Below are 18,316 nucleotides of genomic sequence, written 5' to 3'. Positions count from 1 at the left end.
CTTAACGCGCTTGGCCGATGATTCCCGGATCGGGAATCGAACATGCAGCGCTTGCGGCTCAAGGCAGACGGACGGATCGTGGAACTGCGGGACGGGCAGGAGTTCCCGCTCGCGCCGGCGAGCGCGATGTCGGAACTGGCCTCCGCACCAGCGGCGGACCCACCGCCGCTCCTGGCCGTGCGCGATCTGCGCCGCCGCTCACGCCTGACCCAGCTCGAATTCGCCGCACGGCTCGGGGTGCCGGTCGAGACCATCCGGAACTGGGAGCAGGGCAAACGCGCGCCGCGCGGACCGGCGCGGGCGCTGCTTGCCGTCATCGCCCATTCGCCGGAGACCGTGTTCGCGGCGCTCGCCACGGAACCGGCTACCATCTAGGACGCGGACTCACCAAGGCGCGGCCATAGCCTGATTGACGCTAGCTGAACGAAGGCAAGCAGCCGCGCTGACCGCCGCTTGTTTGCGAAGCGCAGTCCGCATGTGACGGTGATCAGCTACATCCCACCGCGGTTCAATAGGTAAATCGCGCTATCTCTAATCCTGTCGATAGCGCGTTGAGGTGTGATGTGGTCGATCTCACCGCGCGTCAGGCCGATGTCCATCAGATCCCTGTCACTCAGGTTGGCCAAACCGGCCCGTAAGCGCTGGTGTTGGCGCCGTTCCTGAAACGCACGCCAATATCGCTTGAGCAAGCCGAGGACGTTCCGCGTCGATGCGGCCGTTGGTCCAGCAGCATCCCTTTCCGACAAGGCGTCATCGAGCGTTGCAATGGACGCATTGAAGCGCGCTGCTGCCAGAGCCTCGTCCATGGCGTCTCTCGCCAATGCGATGGGCAGGTCGAGGCCGAGCCCTGCGGCATCGCGCTCGGTCCCGGATGTGATGTTCGTCTGTTGGGGTGGCATCGGATGCTCCTGCTGTTGCGCCGGCAGGGAGCATGGCCAAACAAAAGGCCCCGTCCGATGCCGGCGGGGCCTGGTGAAAAGATCGCGTCGTCGAATTTCTAGCGCACGACTCCTTCCACGGCCCAGCGAGAGCGGGTTACGTTTTTACGGTTCGCGGTGCGCACGACGTTGATCATGAAGCGTAGCTACCACAGAAATCGCGCCAAATCAAGGGATGTGCCGGTGTGGCTCGCATCCTGGAGGCGAGCGACATATTGCGCGGTCGCACGAACTTGGTCGCCTTACGGGCGGAGCGGACGTGGCCTTCGTCGCATCACGCCGCCGGGTTCATGGGTACACGGCCCAGACTCTTTTGACGCGTTTTCTACCGCAGATAAGTCTACGCAATCTGCGTAAACTTGATTGCCGTGCGAGCCGCAATCCACCTCGCTCGAAACCGTTATGTGTTGGCACTGAGCTGCCGACGGCCCATAATGGGCGATGCATTTCATCGAAGCCAACGGCGCAAAAATCCCGGCGATCGGGCTCGGCACCTGGGAATTGCGCGGACGAACCTGTGCGCGCCTGGTCGAGCAGGCGTTGCGGCTCGGCTATCGGCACATCGACACCGCGCAGGTCTACGAGAACGAACGCGAAGTGGGCGAGGGGCTGCGCGGCTCCGGCGTCAAGCGCGGCGAGGTGTTCGTCACGACGAAAATCTGGACCACGCATTTCGCGCCCAACGATCTCGAGCGATCGGCGAAGGAAAGTCTCGCCAGATTGCGCCTGACCGAGATCGACCTGTTGCTGCTGCACTGGCCCAATCCGCAGGTGCCGCTGTCGGAGACGCTGGGCGCGTTGGCGCGGGTCAAGCAGCTTGGGCTTGCCCGGCATATCGGCGTTTCCAATTTCACCGTGGCCCTGATCGAGGAGGCGGTGGCGGCGTGCCCGGAGCCGCTGGTCTGCGACCAGGTCGAATACCATCCCTATCTGGACCAGGCCAAGGTGAGGGAAGCCTGCGCGCGCCATGGCATGGCGCTGGTGGCCTATAGCCCGGTCGCCAAGGGCCGCGTCAAGAACGACCAGACCTTGCTGCGGATCGGCGACCGCTATCGCAAGACATCAGCGCAAGTGTGCCTGCGCTGGCTGGTGCAGCAGAACGTGGCGGCGATCCCGCGGACGTCGAAGCTGGAGCGGCTGTCTGAAAATATCGAGATATTCGATTTCGAACTGTCGGACGATGACATGCGCGAGATTTCCGGGATGGGCAGCGCCAGCGGCCGGCTCACCAATTTCGGCTTTGCGCCGAAATGGGATTGAGCGGCGGTCGCACCGGGCGGTATGCTCGAAGTCCATCGATTGTCTTGGTACGATGAACCTGCGCCAGATCATACCTTCGGACATGACCGCATCGGCGATTGCCCATCTGTCGCTGCTGGCGTTGCTGCTCGTGTTCTCCGACGTGCACCCGTTCGGCGCTGTGACGCCTGAATCGATCGCGGTCGATATCGTCGCGCCTCAAGATATCCCTGAAAAGCAGGATATCCCCGAAAAGGCCGACATCGAGAAGACGCCCGAACCGGTTGCGACGCCGACGCCGCAACCTGATTTCACCGCGCTCGACAAGCCCGTCCCGCCGGCGCCTGCGGTTCAACCACCTGCGGTTCAACAACCACCTCCGCCGCCGCCGCAGAAGCAGGCGTTGGCCGCACCGAGCCCGGCGCCGCAGCCGGCCGCGCCACCGCAAGCGGTGACGCAGACACCGGCCTACAAGCCGCCCGAGCCTGACCTGACACTCAAATACAACGTCCTGCTCGGTCTGCCGCCGCCGATTTCGCCGAGCGCGCCGTCATCCGGCGACAAGGGCAAAGACAATTTCGACGCACCCGCGACCACGTCCGCCGACGTCAATTCAAGCGTCGTCGCGGCGTTCCGGCGGCACTTGCGGACCTGCTCGAAACTTCCGCCCGCGTTGAAAGGCTCCGACGACGTCAAGGTCAAGCTGCGCGTGTTCATGGGCCAGGACGGCAAGCTCGCGGCGGAGCCGCAGCTGATCGAGGCCAGCGCTTCCGCCAAGGGCCCGCTGTTGATGCGCAGCGCCATCAGCGCGCTGGAAGCCTGCCAGCCCTATGCGATGCTGCCGGTCGACCGTTACGGCGAATGGAAGGTGCTCGACCTCAACTTCACGCCGCAGGATTTTGCGGGTTCGTGATATTTTTTCTGAAATCGCCCAAAAATACGGAAGGCAAAGATGACATTTTGAGTTTTGAGCAATGCATTTGCATTTTGGCAATGTCGCGCGTGCGACACGAGGAATCAATGCAGGCGATCGGCACTGATACGTTTAGTCACATTGCACTCATGGAGACAGAGCGATCAAATCGAACTTCCGTCCCGTATATTGGTGATCTCGTTTGCAGCCTGGGAACGGATGACCGATCGTGATTTCATCAACCGCTGACACGATCGCTTGAAGTCTCAGCCTGACCGCCATCTGGTGACGGCCGGATCAGGAGTGTCTCGATGGCATGCAGCGTGGACCCGTTTGCCCTGTTACTCGAATCCGCACGCAGCTCCCGGGACAAGGGAATGGTGCGCCGCCGGGATAAAGATGGGCACTGGAATTAGCGTAGTTACGCGATCACCACACTGGAGGCAGAGCCATGATCAAAGATATTCTTGTCAACCTGTCTTACGGTACATCGCAAGATGGCGTTTCCAATTACGCCTTGTCGGTTGCGGAAACATTCGGCGCACACATCATGGGGACCGCCTTCTATCCGGCAGTGGTTGGTGACGTTGACCTGTCCGCTAACTTTATTCGAGCCCAGCAAGTTGAAGCTCACAAACGCGCAGAGTCCGTGGCCACCGCGTTTGACGAGGCGACGCGTCGCGCCGGCGTTTCAGCCGAAACACGGAGAATTGAAACTGACGTCGGCGACGGGCCAACCCGGTTTGCGCACATCGCAAGACGATTCGATCTTTCCGTCATTGGCCAATTTGAAGGGGACCGGGATCATCGAACCACGAATATCGTCCTTGAGGCAGCGCTGTTCGAATCCGGAAGACCGGTGCTCATCGTACCTTTTATTCAGAAGGAGCGCCTCAAACTCGATCATGTCATGGTGTGCTGGGATGGCAGTCGGGCAGCCGCCCGAGCGGTCGCCGATGCCATGCCGTTTCTTATCCGCTCCGGCACGACGAGTATTGTTGTTGCGGACACTCAGAGCGCCAAAAGCGCAGACCTTCCGGGTGCTGACATCGCGACCCATCTGACCCGTCACGGAGTAAACGCCACGATTGAGCGCATCCCCGTCAGCAAGATCGGTGTTTACAATGCAATCCTGTCATATGCAGCCGACACAGGTGCCGACCTCATTGTCATGGGCGGGTACGGGCATTCCCGGCTGCGGGAATTTATTCTTGGCGGGACGACGCGTGGCATGCTTGCCTCGATGACCAAACCGACATTGATGTCGCATTGATCGGATCTTATTAAGGTGACAGCTGGTACGGCGGATTGAGCCGTACTTGTGCGGCCGACCTCTGGCTTGCGCAGAGGCGAGGAAACCGCGAAAATCCAGGCCAGTTCAAAAGTCACCTCGGGAAACTTAGACACATGAAGTTTGATGACGTTATCCTCGGTCGCCGAAGTATCCGCGGTTACAAGCCCGATCCGGTACCCAAGGAGCTGATTGCGGAAATCATCGGTCTGGCGATGCGCGCTCCGTCGTCGATGAACACCCAGCCCTGGAATTTCTATGTCATCACCGGCGAACCGCTGGACCGGATCCGCGCCGGGAACACCGAGCGGATGGTGGCGGGCATACCGCAGTCGCGCGAATTCCGCACCGGTCAGGCCTTTGCAGGTCCGCACCGCGACAGGCAGGTCGGCGTCGCCAAGCAATTATTCTCCGCAATGGGGCGCGCGCGATGACAAGGATAGGCGCCAGGACTGGGTATTGCGCGGCTTCCGTCAATTCGACGCGCCTGTATGCGTGATCGTGACTTATGACCGTGTGCTGGATGGCAGCGACGATACGCCCTTCGATTGCGGCGCCGTGGCGACCGCCCTGGTCAATGCTGCCTGGTCTCGCGGACTGGGCGCCGTGATCAACAGTCAGGGCATCATGCAATCACCTGTGGTACGCGAGCACGCCGGCATAGCCGACGATCAGGTCATCATGAAAAGCATCGCGCTGGGCTGGCCGGATGAAAGTTTCCCGGCCAATGCGGTGGTGTCCGAACGAAAGTCCGTCGAGGAAGCCACGGTGTTCGTCGGTTTCGAGAACTAGGCGCGCTGCTCAATCCGCCCTGCGGGCGTTGACCGGCTTGATCTCGGAAAGGACCGTGCTGAGACCATCGACAATGGGCTCCGCATCGGTCGCCGTGGCCATTATCTGTAGCTCCGGGAAGTAGAGTTGAAAGCTACGACGTGTGCGGCCGGCCTCGTTGGTGTTTTCGCTCTCGCCATGGATCACCTGGAGAACGCAGGATCCAACCGCGACTGTTCCTTCCGACTTGAACTTGTAGGAGATCGTACTGGTTTTCTCTTGAGTAATATTCTCACCGTCCGTTGATACCGCACGCATCTTGTACGTCAAATCAGATCGACGATCAAAATGCCTGGGGAGTCCATCAGGCGTATACTTCAATGTGTGATGCGAGTATTTGCCGGCGTAAGGTGTCGTCCAGTCCGCCGATGCGATGGTTCCATCGACATAAATTGCCTTCGTCACGAAGACAGGTGGGTTTGGGCGGGTGGATGGCTGTGTCTGGTGAGTCCATACAACCCTGCCGCCCGATGTGTCTAGATGGGCCTGAACGACTGTCCTTGTCCCGTCCTGACCATGATAGGCCAACTCAACGGGAACGGTGGAGTTCTTGATCGCGACGCAGTCGATGGCAGGCGCGGGTTGCGCAGCCGCGGAGGTCGCAAACAGCAAAAGCGATATGAGAAGAATACGCATGGGTTGTCCAATATGCGGTTGGCCATCCCAGCCCGCTATCATCCGTTAGCGTCTGTCGCTCATCGCAGCTTGAAAGTTCAATCGCTGCTCCAGAGTTGGTAGCGCGGATGCCTTCGGCTCAATCGCCCGGCCGGCCTAACGATGTCTGCTCCTGAGCGTGGAACGGACATCCTCGTTATGGAGTCAAGAAAAGTGACCCAGTTCGGATATTGCCGAAAGCAGCTGACGAGACTACTTCGCCACACGGGTTACCGGTCGGCCTTTGTGGCTGCCAGATAACGCAAGAGGTCGTGTTCGGGAACGTCAAATTGACTTTGACGATCCCTCATTTCGGGCGCAGGCAGCCAGCCCGGTTCGATGCCAGTCATGTCGGGTAGTTCGTGTGCAATGCCCTTGTGGCAGTCGATGCAGGTTTTGTCGCCGGGTACGAGAAACTTTGCGTGGATTTCCGCCGCACGCCGCGTTTGCTTGGTGAAGTCCATCGCCGCCGAAGAATGGCAGTTGCGACATTCCAGCGAATCGTTGGCCTTCATCCGCCCCCACTCGTTCTTGGCGAGTTCGAGACGGTGGGCCTGAAATTTCTGCCTGGTATCGATGGTGCCGAAGATCTTGCCCCAGACTTCCTTCGATGCTTGCATCTTGCGTGCGATCTTATCCGTCCAGTCGTGCGGAACGTGGCAGTCGGGGCAGGTGGCGCGGACGCCCGAGCGGTTGGAGAAATGGGGCGTGTGCTGCAACTCCTGGAAGACGTTGTCGCGCATTTCGTGACAGGAGGTGCAGAACTTCTCGGTGTTGGTGACTTCCAGCGCGGTGTTGAAGGCGCCCCAGAACATCACGCCGCAGACGAAACCGCCGAGTGCGAGGAAGCCCAGGCTCAAATGCGCGCTTGGGCGGCTGGCAATCCGCCAGAACCAGATGAGGAGTGCCCTGACTCGCTGCATGCAGGCTTCTCACTTCTTTCCGGGTTCGACGAGAAGCATGTCCCTGAAGGTGCTCGGCACGAGCGGCTGGGCATCCGTCTGCTGGACGTGACAGGCGGTGCAGAAGTATCGGCGCGGCGTCACGTCGGCGAGAACTTGCCCGTCGCGGTCCATGAAATGCGTGACGCTGATCATCGGCGCCCCCGAGCCTTCGGTGAACTGGCGTCGGTGGCAATCGAGGCAGCGGTTGGTCTTCAGCGTGAGCTGATAATTATCGATCGAGTGCGGGATGATGGGCGGTTGCTCCGGATAATTGCGCATCAATCGCTTGTCGTCGACGACCGGTCGGGCCAGGGGCGCCGCTGGCACGTCGCCCATCGGGGAGGCTGCACCGGTCACGCGGGGCACGATCTGAGGCGGATTCTGGGGGGCGGTCTGGGCGTAGATCGCGCCGCAGATGAACACCAACAAGCCGCCGAGCAGTGAGCTCGCCAGAGGCGTGCGAAGTCGCTTCAGGCCGGAATGATCTTGACCGCGCATTTCTTGAAGTCCGTCTGTTTGGAAATGGGATCGGTTGCGTCCAGCGTCACCTTGTTGATGAGTTGGCTGGCATCAAACCACGGGACGAAGACCACGCCACGCGGCATCCGGTTGCGGCCCTTGGTGTCGACGCGGCTCTTGATTTCGCCGCGGCGGGAAACCACGCGGACCTCCGCGCCCTCATTGATGCCCCGGGCACGCGCGTCTTCCGCATGCATGAAGACGCGGGCGCCGGGGAACGCCTTGTAGAGTTCGGGCACTCGCATGGTCATGGAGCCGGAGTGCCAATGTTCGAGCACACGGCCAGTCACCAGCCAGATGTCGAATTCCTTGTCGGGGGATTCCGCGGGCGGTTCGTAGGGCACCGCGATAATCCGCGCCCGTCCGTCCTTGTTGCCGTAGAAGTCGACGCCCTTGCCCGGCTTGACGTAGGGATCAAGACCTTCACGGTAGCGCCACTTCGTTTCCTTGCCGTCGACGACGGGCCAGCGCATTCCGCGGTTGGTGTGAAGTGTGTCGTAGGATGCGAGATCGTGGCCATGGCCGCGGCCGAACTGGGCGTATTCCTCGAACAAACCCTTCTGCGCGTAGAAACCGAACGCCTTTGACTCGCGGTTCTCGTACTCGGCCGGGATCTCGTTTATCGGGAACTTGTCGACGTTGCCGTTGCGGAAGAGAACCTCGAACAGGGTCTTGCCGCGATAGTTGGGATTGGCGGCCAGGATCTCCGCGGGCCACACCTCGTCGGTGGTAAAGCGCTTGGAGAACTCCATCATCTGCCAGAGATCGGAGCGCGCCTCGCCGGGTGCGTCGACGAGCTGCCGCCAGACGTGAGTACGCCGTTCCGCGTTGCCGTAGGCGCCTTCCTTCTCGACCCACATCGCCGCCGGCAGAATCAGGTCGGCGGCCATCGCCGTTACGGTCGGGTAGGCGTCGGAGACGACGATGAAGTTCGCCGGATTCCGGTAGCCCGGATAGGTTTCCCGGGAAGAGTTCGGCGCGGCCTGCAGATTGTTGTTCACCTGGATCCAATAGAAATTCAGCTTGCCGTCGTTCAGCATCCGGTCCTGTTCGACTGCGTGATAGCCCGGCTTCTCCGGAATGATGCCGTTCGGGACGCGCCAGATGTCCTCGGCGTGCTTGCGGTGTTCGGGATTGGTGACGACCATGTCGGCGGGCAGGCGGTGCGCGAAGGTGCCGACTTCGCGCGCCGTGCCGCAGGCGGACGGCTGTCCCGTCAGTGAGAACGGCGAATTGCCGGGTTCGGAGATCTTCCCGGTCAAGAGATGCAGATTGTAGAGCAGCTGATTGGCCCATACGCCGCGAACGTGCTGGTTGAAGCCCATGGTCCAGAGCGACATCACCTTGCGCTTCGGATCGGCGTAGAGCTCGGCGAGCTCCTGCAGGAAGCCGCGCTCGACGCCCGTGAGCTCGGATACCTTCTCGAGCGTGTAGTCCTTCACAAAGGCTGCATAGGCCTCGAAGTCAATCGGCTGCGTCGCGCCGGCTGTCGCCGCGCCTTTGGCTTTGACTTCAAGCGGATGGTCCGGGCGCAATCCGTACCCGATGTCGACCGTTCCCTTGACGAAGGTGGTGTGGTTCTTGACGAAATCCTGGTTGACCCGCCCGGTCGTGATGATGTGGTTGGCGATGTAGTTCAGGATCGCCAGATCCGTGCCTGGCTTGAATATGATCGGAATGTCGGCAAGGTCGGAGCTGCGGTGGGTGAAGGTCGAGAGCACCGCCACCTTCACATGCGGGTGGCTCAGTCGCCGGTCGGTGAGCCGCGTCCACAAGATCGGATGCATCTCCGCCATGTTGGAGCCCCAGAGCACGAAGGCGTCCGCCGCCTCGAAATCGTCGTAGCAGCCCATCGGCTCGTCCATGCCGAATGTGCGCATGAACGCGACCGCAGCCGACGCCATGCAGTGGCGGGCATTCGGATCGAGGTTGTTGGAGCGAAAGCCGGCACGCATCAGTTTGGTGGCGGCATAGCCTTCCGGCACAGTCCACTGCCCCGAGCCGAACATGCCGAGCGCGGTCGGGCCCTTCTCCTTCAGCACAGCCTTGGCCTGGGTGGCCATCACGTCGAAGGCTTCGTCCCAGGACACCGGCGTCAGTTCGCCGTTCTTGTCGAAGGCGCCGCCCTTTTTGCGCAGCAATGGCGTGGTCAGGCGGTCACCGCCATACATGATCTTGGAGAGGAAGTAGCCCTTGATGCAGTTCAGCCCGCGATTGACCTCGGCGAGCGTATCGCCGTGGGTGGCGACGACCTTGCCGGCCTTGACGCCCACCATGACGCCGCATCCGGTACCGCAGAACCGGCACGGCGCCTTGGACCATTTGATCTCCAGCGATCCGACGCCACCCGCCACCGGCTGCGCGGCGGCCGGAACGGCGATGCCGGCGGCCGCGGCTGCGACAGCGGCAGCCTGCGCCTTCAACAATTCGCGTCGCGACAGTGACATGTTCTAGTCTCCGATATCGGCTAAACGCTCGACCTGCTCGAACACCATGTTGGCCGACAAGACGCCTTGCCACGATGCGATCTCGGCGAGACGGCCACCCATGATTCCACTCTCCGCCGCTTCCATCACGATGACGATTTTCGATGCGTTGCTTTGATGAGTCTCAACCTCCGGTAGGGCTGCGAGCATGCGCAGCACCTCGTCCCGGTGTTTCGGCAACACGGAGATAACCGCACTCGAAATGTGGATGGTGCCTTCCGCCGTCATGATGTGCCACCGTGGCGGGCGGCGCCCAGCGAGATGGCGTCGCCCGGGCACACCCGGACGCAGTCGCCGCATCCGGTACAGGCGTCATCAATCACGATGGCTTCGGGCGGCACCCCGAAGCGGGGACGGAAACGAATGGCTGAAGCCGAACATGCGTCGCCACAGGAGCGGCAGACGATGCCAGCTTTGGCCAGACAATCGTCGTTGATGATGGCGACGGGCCTGGAGAGGAGTTGGCCGCGCAACAGTGAACGGCGGGAAGGTCCTGGGCTTTCCATGGCGACGTTACCCTCCCGGAGGACCGGGAGGACCCAAGATCACTTGGGACATCCAGACGAGAAAGCCGTATCCGCCGACCACGCCGACGGCGACCACCGGCCAAATGAAGGCGGCAATGATGGCGAATACGAGAAATTCCGCACGTCGGCCGGGCGCAAGCGCGGCCTCAGGTGCCGGCTGTTGCTTACCTCTCTGTTTATTTGACGTGTCGCTCATAAACGATCTGCCAGCTCCCAATATCGGACATCGTTGCGCCGGCCACACGCTCCCGCGGTGCCAGTCAACGTGTCTTCTCTAATCGGCGGATAGGCGGCCACGTGCCTGCTCCGTTGCAGGATGCCTGACCTCACTTTTCTTACCTGCCGGTCGGCAAGACCTTCATTGATCTGGATCAATCAAAACCGCGGCGAACCCTTCGGGCCCGGGGGGCCACAAGCCGCCGTGCGGGGAGCCGGCTGTTGACGGGCACTGTTCGGAACTCATGCCATGCCTGAATAGAGTCCGTATTGCGCGATTAAGCGGGCGTCCGGTGATCGCTTGAGTTGATGAGTTTACCCGCCATCCACCTACGTCGTGCGAACGGCGTCGCCGCGTGTGCAACAACAAACTGGACGCGGCGAGCGCGACAAATCAACCCGACGGGCAAATCACTTTCGATTTACAGAAATCATGTCAATACCCAGATTTTCTGAAAATCAAAAATATTTCCCTTTCCTTCGACCCCAAATCACCGGCACATAAATCGTCATCCCGTCCCACTCAGAGGGGCGTTGGCCATCGTCACAACGAGGGGCGGGTCGCGGTGGACGCAACAGTTGCGCTTTGACGCGCGCAGCTGAAGCGTACGGTGAAGTCGTGTGGTCCTGACGCCCGATGCTGGCGTCACGTTCCTGAGAAGCCAAAAGCTGATCAGGGGCAATGGTGGCAAGCAAGCCCGTTCACCAGGGAGAGCGCGATATAAGCCGTAAAGCCATTGCGCAGGGAATGTCGGATGTTCTCCGCTGCCCTGTATGCTCGTGTGCAGCTTCTTTAGCACAATCGCACGCGAGACCGCGGGTGCAGCGCGCATCCGGCATTCCCTGCGCCCTCTGATTTTGGAGAGGGCAAGGAAATTTCTCTCAAAGCTCGGGCGCAATGCGTCGCGAGATCGCGAACACGCATTCAGTCGTCGTCACCCGCCCGAGTGCGCAATTGCGCACGGGGGGCGGGTGACCCAGTATTCCAGAGACGGCAATGATTGAACCGATAGGCCACGGCGTACTGGATACCCGCATTTGCGGGTATGACAGCGTTGTATGGAGCCGCATCAAGCTCTCCTCAGCTTCCCATCGCCTTCCACGCATTCGACGCGAACTGCCGCCGCCAGGTGACGATCACGACCATCGCGGTGGTGACGAACAACACCCATGGACTGACGAACCAGCCGAGATAGCCGAGCGCAAAGAAGAACGAGCGCTGGCCGCGATTAAAATGCTGGCCGGCGGATTCGAACAATCGGGTGGTGCGGATGACATGCGCTTCCGCCTCAGGCGTGCCTTTTTCCGAGGCCGGCGGCATCGCGCCGAGCAGGATGGCGACATAGTTGAACAGGCGATAGGCCCATGAGAATTTGAAGAAGGCGTAGGTAAAGATCAGGATCAAGCCCACGCATTTGATTTCCCACAGGGCCGGCGAGGGGCTGAGATCGATCGGCAGCGCAGCAAGCACCGCCAATGCGTCGTTGGTGGCGCGCAGCAGGGCCAGCCCGCCGCCGATCGCGATCAGGCTGCTGGAGGCAAAGAACGCCGTGCCGTTTTGCAACGAAGCCATGATCTGCATGTCGACCATGCGGGTTTCGCGATCGAGCAGGTTTCGTATCCAGACCTCGCGATAAATATGCATCCGCGCGGACAGGCTGTCCCGGCCGTAGGCGGTACGCTCGAGGGTGAAGGCATAAACCGTCCACTCCACGACGAAGAACGTGATGGCCGCGATATCGACCCAGTATCCGGTCATGCTGGTCCCCGTCGTCGTCGCTTGGTCACGGCATCTAGGTTTGACGCGTTTTCTTGACGCGAACCGGTGCCCACTTCGCTAGAAAACGCTCTAGATGTACAGGTTGAACGATTGCCGCGCACTATGCCATGATGGCGATCCCAACAGGATTCCCTTGAAATGTTGAAACTGGTCATTGGCAACAAGAATTATTCGTCATGGTCGATGCGGCCATGGCTGGCGCTGCGCGCCAACAACATTCCGTTCGAAGAGGTTTTGATTCCTCTGTACACGGACAACCCGGCCGACAAGCAACGCATCCTGAGCTTCAGCGATGCGGGAAAAGTGCCGGCGCTGGTCGATGGCGATGTCACGGTGTGGGATTCGCTGTCGATCATCGAATATCTCGCCGAAAAATTCCCGCAAACCAAACTGTGGCCGGAAGACCGCGCGGCCCGCGTCCATGCGCGTTCGATCTCGGCGGAGATGCATTCGGGCTTCATGGCGCTGCGCAACGAATGCGGCATGAATTTGCACCGCCCGATCCGCGCGGTTGCGCTGTCGGATGACGCGCAGGCCAATGTGGCGCGGATCCAGGCGATCTGGGCCGAGTGCCATCAGCGCTATGGCAAAGCGGGGCCGTTCCTGTTCGGCGCCTTCTCCGGCGCGGACGCGATGTTCGCACCGGTCGTGCATCGCTTCCGCACCTACGCGATTCCGGTCACTGGCGATGCGCAGCGCTACATCGAGGCGATGGACGGGTTGCCGGCGTTCCAGGAGTGGACCCGCGACGGGCTGGCCGAAACGCTGCTGATCGACCGGCTCGAGGCGATCTGAGGCGCGGCGTTAACCCGTCCGGTTCCATGGCCCCTGAACCGCACCGGCCCTGGCTACCGCATAGGGCCGGGGATGCGGAATTGCGGCCGGAATAGCGGCTATGCAAATTCCCCCAAACTGGCATTTAACGCACTGAAATATCTGCAAAATATGCGTGTTCTGGATGCCTCGATGTTGCTGGCTTTTTGGGCCTGTGGTGTGCTAGGTTGACGCAGGGTTCTCAAGTCGGCCGATCGCTAGCGGGACAACTAAGCGCCGCCGACAATCTTGCGTGATGGAGAGGGCGTTGAAGCACAAATTCACCGTTGGAGAGACTGTCTATTTCACTGCCAGCAACGTTGCCCGACCGGCCGCCAGCGGCACCTATGAGGTGATCCGGCTGCTTCCGACCGACGGTGACGACTGCCAGTATCGCATCAAGAGCTCGACCGAAGCCTTCGAACGGGTAGCCAAGGAAAGCCAGCTCGCGGTCTCCTGAGCCGCGCTTGCGGTCTCCTGAGCCGCTCACGGTCTCCTGAGAGAGCTGTGTGCAAACCAGCGGTTGACGCGGTTCCATATCGCTCGCCGTCAAAAGGCCCCGTTCGCAGGACCATTCTGTCGGGAGTGAATGCGGGCAAACACGCATTCGCTTTCGCTGATCGCGTTATGCTGCGTGAGGGACACCGCGCATGAGCTGGGACTGGGCATCTTCGCTGGATCAGATCTGGCGTACACCGACCTTTCCGATGTGGCTGACGCTGGCCGCGGCGGGATTTTTGGGAATCATCGTTCTGATCACGCTGCTGCGCGCGGAGAAATCCGTGGCCAATGGCGTGCTGACGGTCATGACGCTGCTCGCGATCGTCGTCGCTGTCGCCGCGACCATCCGCAGCTTCGGGCCGGATGGCGGCGTCTCGTCCGCTGGGACCCGGGTGGCTTCGGTCAGTGCAGCGTTGCCGCAGCTCTCTTGTATCGACGATCTCGCCGGCGATGCCGTCCTCAACGCCTGCGAGAAGACGTTGTTCGGGTCCGCCGACTCGGTCGCTGCCGCGGTCAGCTATGCGGCGTCCCAGATCTCCCGCCTGACCGGGTTCGGCGATGCTGCCACAGCCGACAAAGCGACGAGTTCCGATCTGCAGGTGCTGCGCCGCGCCGTCGAGCGCGACCGCTACGGGCTGATGGCCTATGTGCTGATGGCGCGCGACCATTGCACGCCGGCTGCATGCGCCGCGTTCGCCGCGCTGGCCGACAAGCGCCACGTCGTCGCCAATATGGACGAGCACCTCTACGAGAACCTGATCACGCGCTATGCGCCGTCATGGAACGCGCCGCCCCAGGCTGCGACAACCCCGGGATTGCTCGCGGGGCTGCCGCCGTCCATGCCCACTGGCAAGCCCACCAATGCCGAGTTCCCGAGCGCGGCCAATACCCCGCCCATTAGCATCATGAACCCGGAGCCGCCCGCCGCTCGTGCCGCGCCGGCGCCAGCAGCTGCCAATCCACCGGCTTCACCGCGCTTGGCCCCGGCCGCAGCAGCACCAGCTACCGCCGCACCGGCCACACCAACCGCCGCAGCGTCACCAGCGCTGGCGGCAGCCAAAAAACAACCACCGGCGCCGAAACGTGCGCCGGCCGCGCCGGTCCAGCTGTCGCCGGCACCGGGGGCGCCGACGGCACCGACGGTGTCATCCACAGCTGCTGCGCCCGCCAACGAATGATCGTTTTCAAACGGCGCGGGGCCCGCTAAACCCGGATCCATGCCGCTTCATCTCATCAAGCTCGCCGTTGGCTGCGAGTCGGTCAAAGAACTCAAGGGCTGGGTTGCCGAACGGATGGCAACCGCCAGGAAAAAGGGTTTGCCGCTCCGCCATATCCACGTCACCCGGATGACGCCGAAACGCGACGAGGAACTGCTTGCCGGCGGCTCGCTCTACTGGGTGATCAAGGGAGAGATCGCGGCGCGCGAAAAGCTGATCGCGATCGAGCCGTTCCGCGACAGGGACGGTATCGGACGGTGCCGCCTGGTGTTGCAGCCCAAGGTCATCGCCGTCTCGCCGCGGCCGATGCGCCCGTTCCAGGGCTGGCGCTATCTGACCGAGGACGGCGCGCCCGCCGATCTCGGCAAGTCCGCCGCGGTCGTGGCGTCGATGCCGGAGCCAATGCGGCGGGAACTGCGCGACCTCGGGCTGCTCTGAGACTGGCTCAATTCGGCCGCGTCCACCGTGCGCCGCCAGGCGTTACAGGGATGCCGCGGTGACGAGATGCAGCCGCATCCAATCAGACGGCGGCAGTTCGATCCGGCGGCGGACAGAAGAGGTCTTGTCGACGATGTCGATCAACTCGGTCTCAACCCCCATCTGGCGCAAGTAGACGCGGAACAGCTCATCATACCGTGCGGTCAGGCCGACGCGTTCGTCCTTGGAAAGATTGGGCGCCAACCGGTTATAAACGTAATAGCCGGTCAGCATGACCCGGGCACCGGCCGGTAGCGTGCGATGGACACCGCCGGCCAGGATCAGCACGCACGCAAAATCGCAGGGATCCTGGGGGAGCTTGAGCTTCGCATCGAGCGGCCCGCCGAGACGCTTGAGCGCAAAACAATCCGCCTCCGATTTGCCCCGGCACGCTTCGACCTCGGTGGGTCCCATCGTGGCGTCGATGCTGCGGCTGCGCAGGATTCTGCCGAGACTCATCGCGACAATGACATCGGAATCACCCCGGGTGTGGATCACGACAGGCAGCTTGCGCCCGGCGGTCCTGTCGAGGATGTTGATCAGCCGCTTGTGGGTATCCCACAGCACGGTGCCTTCGGCGGCGATCCATTCCGAGCAGCCCGGCCCACAAGCGCCCACCGTGCCGCGCGCGACGTAAAAGATCATGGCATCGGGCAGTTGGCCGATGCCGCCGACCGGCGGCCGATCTGGTGTCGGCGCCTGGGCCTGGGCGAAACCGACTGCGATCATCGTCAGCAGTCCGCCGAATATCACCGTAGCTATCGATCGCGCACCCATGCTGGCAGTTCCCCCCGCTATCCCTGTGGACATATTTCACGCAGAGGTTGCTCCGCGCAAGTGGGGCGGGGTTCGGCGGCCTAAACCGCGATATTGTCGATCAACCGCGTGGTTCCGATCTTGGCGGCGACCAGCATCCGCATTGGACCCTGTTTGAGCGAGGCGATCGGCGCCAGCGTTTCGGCGTGGCGCACCTCGAAATAGTCCAGCGCAAAACCCGCTCTTGTGATCGTCTCGGCACCGGCCCCCATGACGGCGTCGACCGGCTCGCCGGCGCGCAGGCGCGCCGCGCTTTGCTTCATCGCGCGATAGAGCTCGGGCGCCGCCTGGCGCTGTTCGGGCGCGAGGTAGACGTTGCGCGAGGACATCGCCAGCCCGTCGCGTTCCCGAACCGTGCGCGATCCGATCACCTTGACGCCGAGATCGAGATCGCGCGCCATCTGCGTCACCACCCGCAATTGCTGAAAGTCCTTTTCGCCGAAGATCGCGACATCCGGCCGGCATTGGGTGAACAGCTTGCCGACCACGGTGGCGACGCCGCCGAAGAAGTGCGGGCGGAAGCGATCTTCCAGCCCGGCGGTGGCCGGACCTTCGGGCACGATCCTTGTGGCGAAGTCCTCCGGATACATCGCCTTGACGTCCGGATTCCAGATCAGGTCGACCTTCTCGGCCGCGAGCTTGGCGACGTCGGACTTCCAGGTGCGCGGGTAGGAGCCGAAATCCTCCGTTGGCGCGAACTGGGTCGGATTGACGAAGATCGAGACGACGACTTTCTGTGCGCGGCGCTTGGCGAGCCGAACCAGCGACACATGGCCGTCATGGAGCGCTCCCATGGTTGGCACCAGCGCGATATCAGCCTTTCTGGCGCGAAGGCCATCAAGGGCGCGGCGCAATGCGGGGACGGTACGGACGACCATGGGGCTTCGCGGCATCTGGCTCGATCTCTTGCACGATGTTTGGGGTGAGGGGGCTGTTGGCCGCGGCCTCTTGGCGGGCGATGCGACCTTATAAGGCCGAGGCATTGCCGCCAAGGTGATCAACCTGTGCAACTCATCACGGCAGTCCGACGTAGCTGCATGGGTCATGTATCGCCAGTCGGGTTCGGCGCGTGGAAACGTGCGCTCGATCACAGATGAACGCGATGTCGCCAAGCGGATTCATGATTAAGGCAGGCAGACAATGATTTAAAAGCGTTATCACGCATTTCGCTTGACCACAGCCGCGCGTGATTTGAAGATATCAAATGGGGGTTGGGGTTGAGTCATGTTGGTTCAGGCTAGTCAGGGTCAGTCCGGTTCGGCGCATGTCGTCGTGCTCGGCAACGAGAAGGGCGGTTCGGGGAAATCCACCACCGCACTGCATATCGCTGTCGCCCTGATGAAAGCCGGTCAGCGTGTCGCCACCATCGACCTCGACTGCCGCCAGCAGAGCTTCACCCGGTACATCGGCAACCGCACCGCGTGGGCCCGCCGCACCGGCCTCGATCTCGAAATTCCCGTCCACTTTTGCATCAAGCTCGGCGAGACGATGCAGATCGCCGACAATGAAAACTCCGAGTTCCAGCAGTTCATGGAAGCGGTGAGCACGGTCGAGCGCGCCTTCGACTTCATCGTCATCGATACGCCGGGGTCGGATTCCTATCTGATGCGCCTGGCCCATTCGATGGCCGATACGCTGGTGACGCCGATCAACGACAGCTTCCTCGATTTCGACGTGCTCGGCACCGTCGACCCCGCCACCTATTCGGTGACCGGCGAAAGCCACTATGCCGAGATGGTGCGCGACGTCCGGCGCAAGCGCCGCCAGCTCGACGGCGCTTCGACCGACTGGATCGTGGTGCGCAACCGGCTGTCGATGATCGGCTCGCGCAACAAGCAGCTCGTCGCCGACAGTCTGAAGGATCTGTCGTTGCGGCTGGGCTTTCGTTCGATCGACGGCCTTGCCGAGCGGGTGGTCTACCGCGAATTCTTCCCGCGCGGGCTGACCGCGCTCGACGACCTCGATGAGGCCACGCTCGGCACGCGGCCGAGCATGGGCCATGTGACGGCGCGCGAGGAGGTGACGAGCCTGCTCCGCCAGTTGAAGCTGCCGCTCGACGAGCGCGGCCGGCGGAGGGCCGCCAACCGCGCCGAATGGTTCAGCCAGGTCGACAAGCCGCTCGAAGTCCACGACATCCTGGGCGCCTGATCAAGG

The 18,316-nt window shown here is 62.0% G+C and carries 20 protein-coding genes and 1 pseudogene; 10 read left to right on the top strand and 11 right to left on the bottom strand.

The features are described from left to right. Positions 1 to 42: 42 nt before the first annotated feature. Positions 43 to 375: a DNA-binding transcriptional regulator gene (locus JQ611_RS27220; RefSeq protein WP_212266187.1), complete on the top strand. Its 333-nt coding sequence runs from the start codon at positions 43 to 45 to the stop codon at positions 373 to 375. Positions 376 to 491: 116 nt separating this feature from the next. Here the strand turns inward: JQ611_RS27220 and JQ611_RS27215 are convergent, their stop codons facing one another. Continuing rightward, complete coding sequence (locus tag JQ611_RS27215; protein WP_212467126.1) at positions 492 to 899, bottom strand: DUF1127 domain-containing protein; 408 nt, start codon at positions 897 to 899, stop codon at positions 492 to 494. Between the two features lie 480 nt (positions 900 to 1,379). On the opposite strand from JQ611_RS27215, the gene JQ611_RS27210 reads away from it, so the two are divergent. From JQ611_RS27210 to JQ611_RS27195, 4 genes and pseudogenes are all read left to right on the top strand, one after another. Further along, positions 1,380 to 2,198, top strand: a complete 819-nt coding sequence (locus JQ611_RS27210; RefSeq protein ID WP_212266190.1) for an aldo/keto reductase — start codon at positions 1,380 to 1,382, stop codon at positions 2,196 to 2,198. 52 nt (positions 2,199 to 2,250) lie between these two features. Continuing rightward, positions 2,251 to 3,090, top strand: a complete 840-nt coding sequence (locus JQ611_RS27205) for a hypothetical protein (RefSeq protein WP_212467125.1) — start codon at positions 2,251 to 2,253, stop codon at positions 3,088 to 3,090. A gap of 451 nt (positions 3,091 to 3,541) precedes the next feature. Further along, positions 3,542 to 4,363, top strand: coding sequence for a universal stress protein (locus JQ611_RS27200; protein ID WP_212467124.1), 822 nt, complete (start codon positions 3,542 to 3,544; stop codon positions 4,361 to 4,363). Between the two features lie 134 nt (positions 4,364 to 4,497). After that, positions 4,498 to 5,173 (top strand): annotated as a pseudogene (locus JQ611_RS27195) (nitroreductase). A 9-nt stretch (positions 5,174 to 5,182) separates the two neighbouring features. Here the strand turns inward: JQ611_RS27195 and JQ611_RS27190 are convergent. The 8 genes from JQ611_RS27190 to JQ611_RS27155 form a co-directional block, all read right to left on the bottom strand. After that, entirely contained in the window at positions 5,183 to 5,848 is a 666-nt protein-coding gene (locus tag JQ611_RS27190; protein WP_212467123.1) for a hypothetical protein, read from the bottom strand. A gap of 248 nt (positions 5,849 to 6,096) precedes the next feature. After that, positions 6,097 to 6,789, bottom strand: coding sequence for a cytochrome c3 family protein (locus JQ611_RS27185; protein WP_212266200.1), 693 nt, complete (start codon positions 6,787 to 6,789; stop codon positions 6,097 to 6,099). 9 nt (positions 6,790 to 6,798) lie between these two features. Then, positions 6,799 to 7,308, bottom strand: coding sequence for a nitrate reductase cytochrome c-type subunit (locus JQ611_RS27180; protein WP_212266202.1), 510 nt, complete (start codon positions 7,306 to 7,308; stop codon positions 6,799 to 6,801). After that, positions 7,281 to 9,776, bottom strand: a complete 2,496-nt coding sequence (gene napA / locus JQ611_RS27175; protein WP_212266204.1) for a periplasmic nitrate reductase subunit alpha — start codon at positions 9,774 to 9,776, stop codon at positions 7,281 to 7,283. The genes JQ611_RS27180 and napA overlap by 28 nt, the downstream gene beginning before the upstream one ends. Positions 9,777 to 9,779: 3 nt before the next feature. Next, complete coding sequence (locus JQ611_RS27170) at positions 9,780 to 10,043, bottom strand: chaperone NapD (RefSeq protein WP_212467122.1); 264 nt, start codon at positions 10,041 to 10,043, stop codon at positions 9,780 to 9,782. Then, complete coding sequence (locus tag JQ611_RS43105; protein WP_212266208.1) at positions 10,040 to 10,321, bottom strand: 4Fe-4S dicluster domain-containing protein; 282 nt, start codon at positions 10,319 to 10,321, stop codon at positions 10,040 to 10,042. Before JQ611_RS43105 ends, JQ611_RS27170 begins: the two co-directional genes overlap by 4 nt. A 7-nt stretch (positions 10,322 to 10,328) precedes the next feature. Beyond that, entirely contained in the window at positions 10,329 to 10,538 is a 210-nt protein-coding gene (locus JQ611_RS27160; RefSeq protein WP_212467121.1) for a nitrate reductase, read from the bottom strand. Positions 10,539 to 11,639: 1,101 nt separating this feature from the next. Then, positions 11,640 to 12,317: a DUF599 domain-containing protein gene (locus JQ611_RS27155; protein WP_192733744.1), complete on the bottom strand. Its 678-nt coding sequence runs from the start codon at positions 12,315 to 12,317 to the stop codon at positions 11,640 to 11,642. 159 nt (positions 12,318 to 12,476) lie between these two features. Between JQ611_RS27155 and JQ611_RS27150 the strand changes: the two genes are divergently transcribed. The 4 genes from JQ611_RS27150 to JQ611_RS27135 all read left to right on the top strand — a co-directional run bounded on the left by JQ611_RS27150 (position 12,477) and on the right by JQ611_RS27135 (position 15,307). Continuing rightward, positions 12,477 to 13,133, top strand: a complete 657-nt coding sequence (locus JQ611_RS27150; protein WP_212467120.1) for a glutathione S-transferase family protein — start codon at positions 12,477 to 12,479, stop codon at positions 13,131 to 13,133. Between the two features lie 274 nt (positions 13,134 to 13,407). Continuing rightward, a complete protein-coding gene (locus tag JQ611_RS27145) occupies positions 13,408 to 13,611 on the top strand; it encodes a hypothetical protein (protein WP_192733742.1) in 204 nt (67 codons plus the stop codon). Positions 13,612 to 13,801: 190 nt separating this feature from the next. Next, a complete protein-coding gene (locus tag JQ611_RS27140) occupies positions 13,802 to 14,830 on the top strand; it encodes a hypothetical protein (protein ID WP_212467119.1) in 1,029 nt (342 codons plus the stop codon). A gap of 39 nt (positions 14,831 to 14,869) precedes the next feature. Further along, on the top strand, positions 14,870 to 15,307 hold the full coding sequence (locus tag JQ611_RS27135) for a DUF1489 family protein (RefSeq protein WP_212467118.1): 438 nt from the start codon (positions 14,870 to 14,872) through the stop codon (positions 15,305 to 15,307). A gap of 42 nt (positions 15,308 to 15,349) precedes the next feature. On the opposite strand, the gene JQ611_RS27130 is transcribed toward JQ611_RS27135, so the two are convergent. Both JQ611_RS27130 and panC read right to left on the bottom strand, forming a co-directional pair. Beyond that, complete coding sequence (locus JQ611_RS27130; protein WP_249133486.1) at positions 15,350 to 16,123, bottom strand: hypothetical protein; 774 nt, start codon at positions 16,121 to 16,123, stop codon at positions 15,350 to 15,352. An 80-nt stretch (positions 16,124 to 16,203) separates the two neighbouring features. Beyond that, on the bottom strand, positions 16,204 to 17,055 hold the full coding sequence (panC, locus tag JQ611_RS27125) for a pantoate--beta-alanine ligase (protein ID WP_212266216.1): 852 nt from the start codon (positions 17,053 to 17,055) through the stop codon (positions 16,204 to 16,206). 331 nt (positions 17,056 to 17,386) lie between these two features. On the opposite strand from panC, the gene JQ611_RS27120 reads away from it, so the two are divergent. After that, on the top strand, positions 17,387 to 18,310 hold the full coding sequence (locus JQ611_RS27120; RefSeq protein ID WP_212266218.1) for a division plane positioning ATPase MipZ: 924 nt from the start codon (positions 17,387 to 17,389) through the stop codon (positions 18,308 to 18,310). Positions 18,311 to 18,316: the final 6 nt, after the last annotated feature.

Origin of the sequence: Bradyrhizobium sp. AUGA SZCCT0182, assembly GCF_018130185.1 — a bacterium.
Classification (GTDB): domain Bacteria; phylum Pseudomonadota; class Alphaproteobacteria; order Rhizobiales; family Xanthobacteraceae; genus Bradyrhizobium.
The sequence above is the reverse complement of the archived record's forward strand: the minus strand, read 5'-3'. Positions and strand labels throughout refer to the sequence as shown.

What these genes read in the sequence shown, in the direction of transcription:
- JQ611_RS27145 (WP_192733742.1), top strand. Translation starts at nt 13,408, where the DNA reads ATGGAGAGGGCGTTGAAGCACAAATTCACCGTTGGAGAGACTGTCTAT.
- JQ611_RS27160 (WP_212467121.1), bottom strand. Translation starts at nt 10,538, where the DNA reads ATGAGCGACACGTCAAATAAACAGAGAGGTAAGCAACAGCCGGCACCT.
- JQ611_RS27190 (WP_212467123.1), bottom strand. Translation starts at nt 5,848, where the DNA reads ATGCGTATTCTTCTCATATCGCTTTTGCTGTTTGCGACCTCCGCGGCT.
- napA (WP_212266204.1), bottom strand. Translation starts at nt 9,776, where the DNA reads ATGTCACTGTCGCGACGCGAATTGTTGAAGGCGCAGGCTGCCGCTGTC.
- JQ611_RS27205 (WP_212467125.1), top strand. Translation starts at nt 2,251, where the DNA reads ATGAACCTGCGCCAGATCATACCTTCGGACATGACCGCATCGGCGATT.
- JQ611_RS27210 (WP_212266190.1), top strand. Translation starts at nt 1,380, where the DNA reads ATGCATTTCATCGAAGCCAACGGCGCAAAAATCCCGGCGATCGGGCTC.
- panC (WP_212266216.1), bottom strand. Translation starts at nt 17,055, where the DNA reads ATGCCGCGAAGCCCCATGGTCGTCCGTACCGTCCCCGCATTGCGCCGC.
- JQ611_RS27140 (WP_212467119.1), top strand. Translation starts at nt 13,802, where the DNA reads ATGAGCTGGGACTGGGCATCTTCGCTGGATCAGATCTGGCGTACACCG.
- JQ611_RS27150 (WP_212467120.1), top strand. Translation starts at nt 12,477, where the DNA reads ATGTTGAAACTGGTCATTGGCAACAAGAATTATTCGTCATGGTCGATG.
- JQ611_RS27200 (WP_212467124.1), top strand. Translation starts at nt 3,542, where the DNA reads ATGATCAAAGATATTCTTGTCAACCTGTCTTACGGTACATCGCAAGAT.
- JQ611_RS27215 (WP_212467126.1), bottom strand. Translation starts at nt 899, where the DNA reads ATGCCACCCCAACAGACGAACATCACATCCGGGACCGAGCGCGATGCC.
- JQ611_RS27185 (WP_212266200.1), bottom strand. Translation starts at nt 6,789, where the DNA reads ATGCAGCGAGTCAGGGCACTCCTCATCTGGTTCTGGCGGATTGCCAGC.
- JQ611_RS27135 (WP_212467118.1), top strand. Translation starts at nt 14,870, where the DNA reads ATGCCGCTTCATCTCATCAAGCTCGCCGTTGGCTGCGAGTCGGTCAAA.
- JQ611_RS43105 (WP_212266208.1), bottom strand. Translation starts at nt 10,321, where the DNA reads ATGGAAAGCCCAGGACCTTCCCGCCGTTCACTGTTGCGCGGCCAACTC.
- JQ611_RS27170 (WP_212467122.1), bottom strand. Translation starts at nt 10,043, where the DNA reads ATGACGGCGGAAGGCACCATCCACATTTCGAGTGCGGTTATCTCCGTG.
- JQ611_RS27120 (WP_212266218.1), top strand. Translation starts at nt 17,387, where the DNA reads ATGTTGGTTCAGGCTAGTCAGGGTCAGTCCGGTTCGGCGCATGTCGTC.
- JQ611_RS27220 (WP_212266187.1), top strand. Translation starts at nt 43, where the DNA reads ATGCAGCGCTTGCGGCTCAAGGCAGACGGACGGATCGTGGAACTGCGG.
- JQ611_RS27180 (WP_212266202.1), bottom strand. Translation starts at nt 7,308, where the DNA reads ATGCGCGGTCAAGATCATTCCGGCCTGAAGCGACTTCGCACGCCTCTG.
- JQ611_RS27155 (WP_192733744.1), bottom strand. Translation starts at nt 12,317, where the DNA reads ATGACCGGATACTGGGTCGATATCGCGGCCATCACGTTCTTCGTCGTG.
- JQ611_RS27130 (WP_249133486.1), bottom strand. Translation starts at nt 16,123, where the DNA reads ATGGGTGCGCGATCGATAGCTACGGTGATATTCGGCGGACTGCTGACG.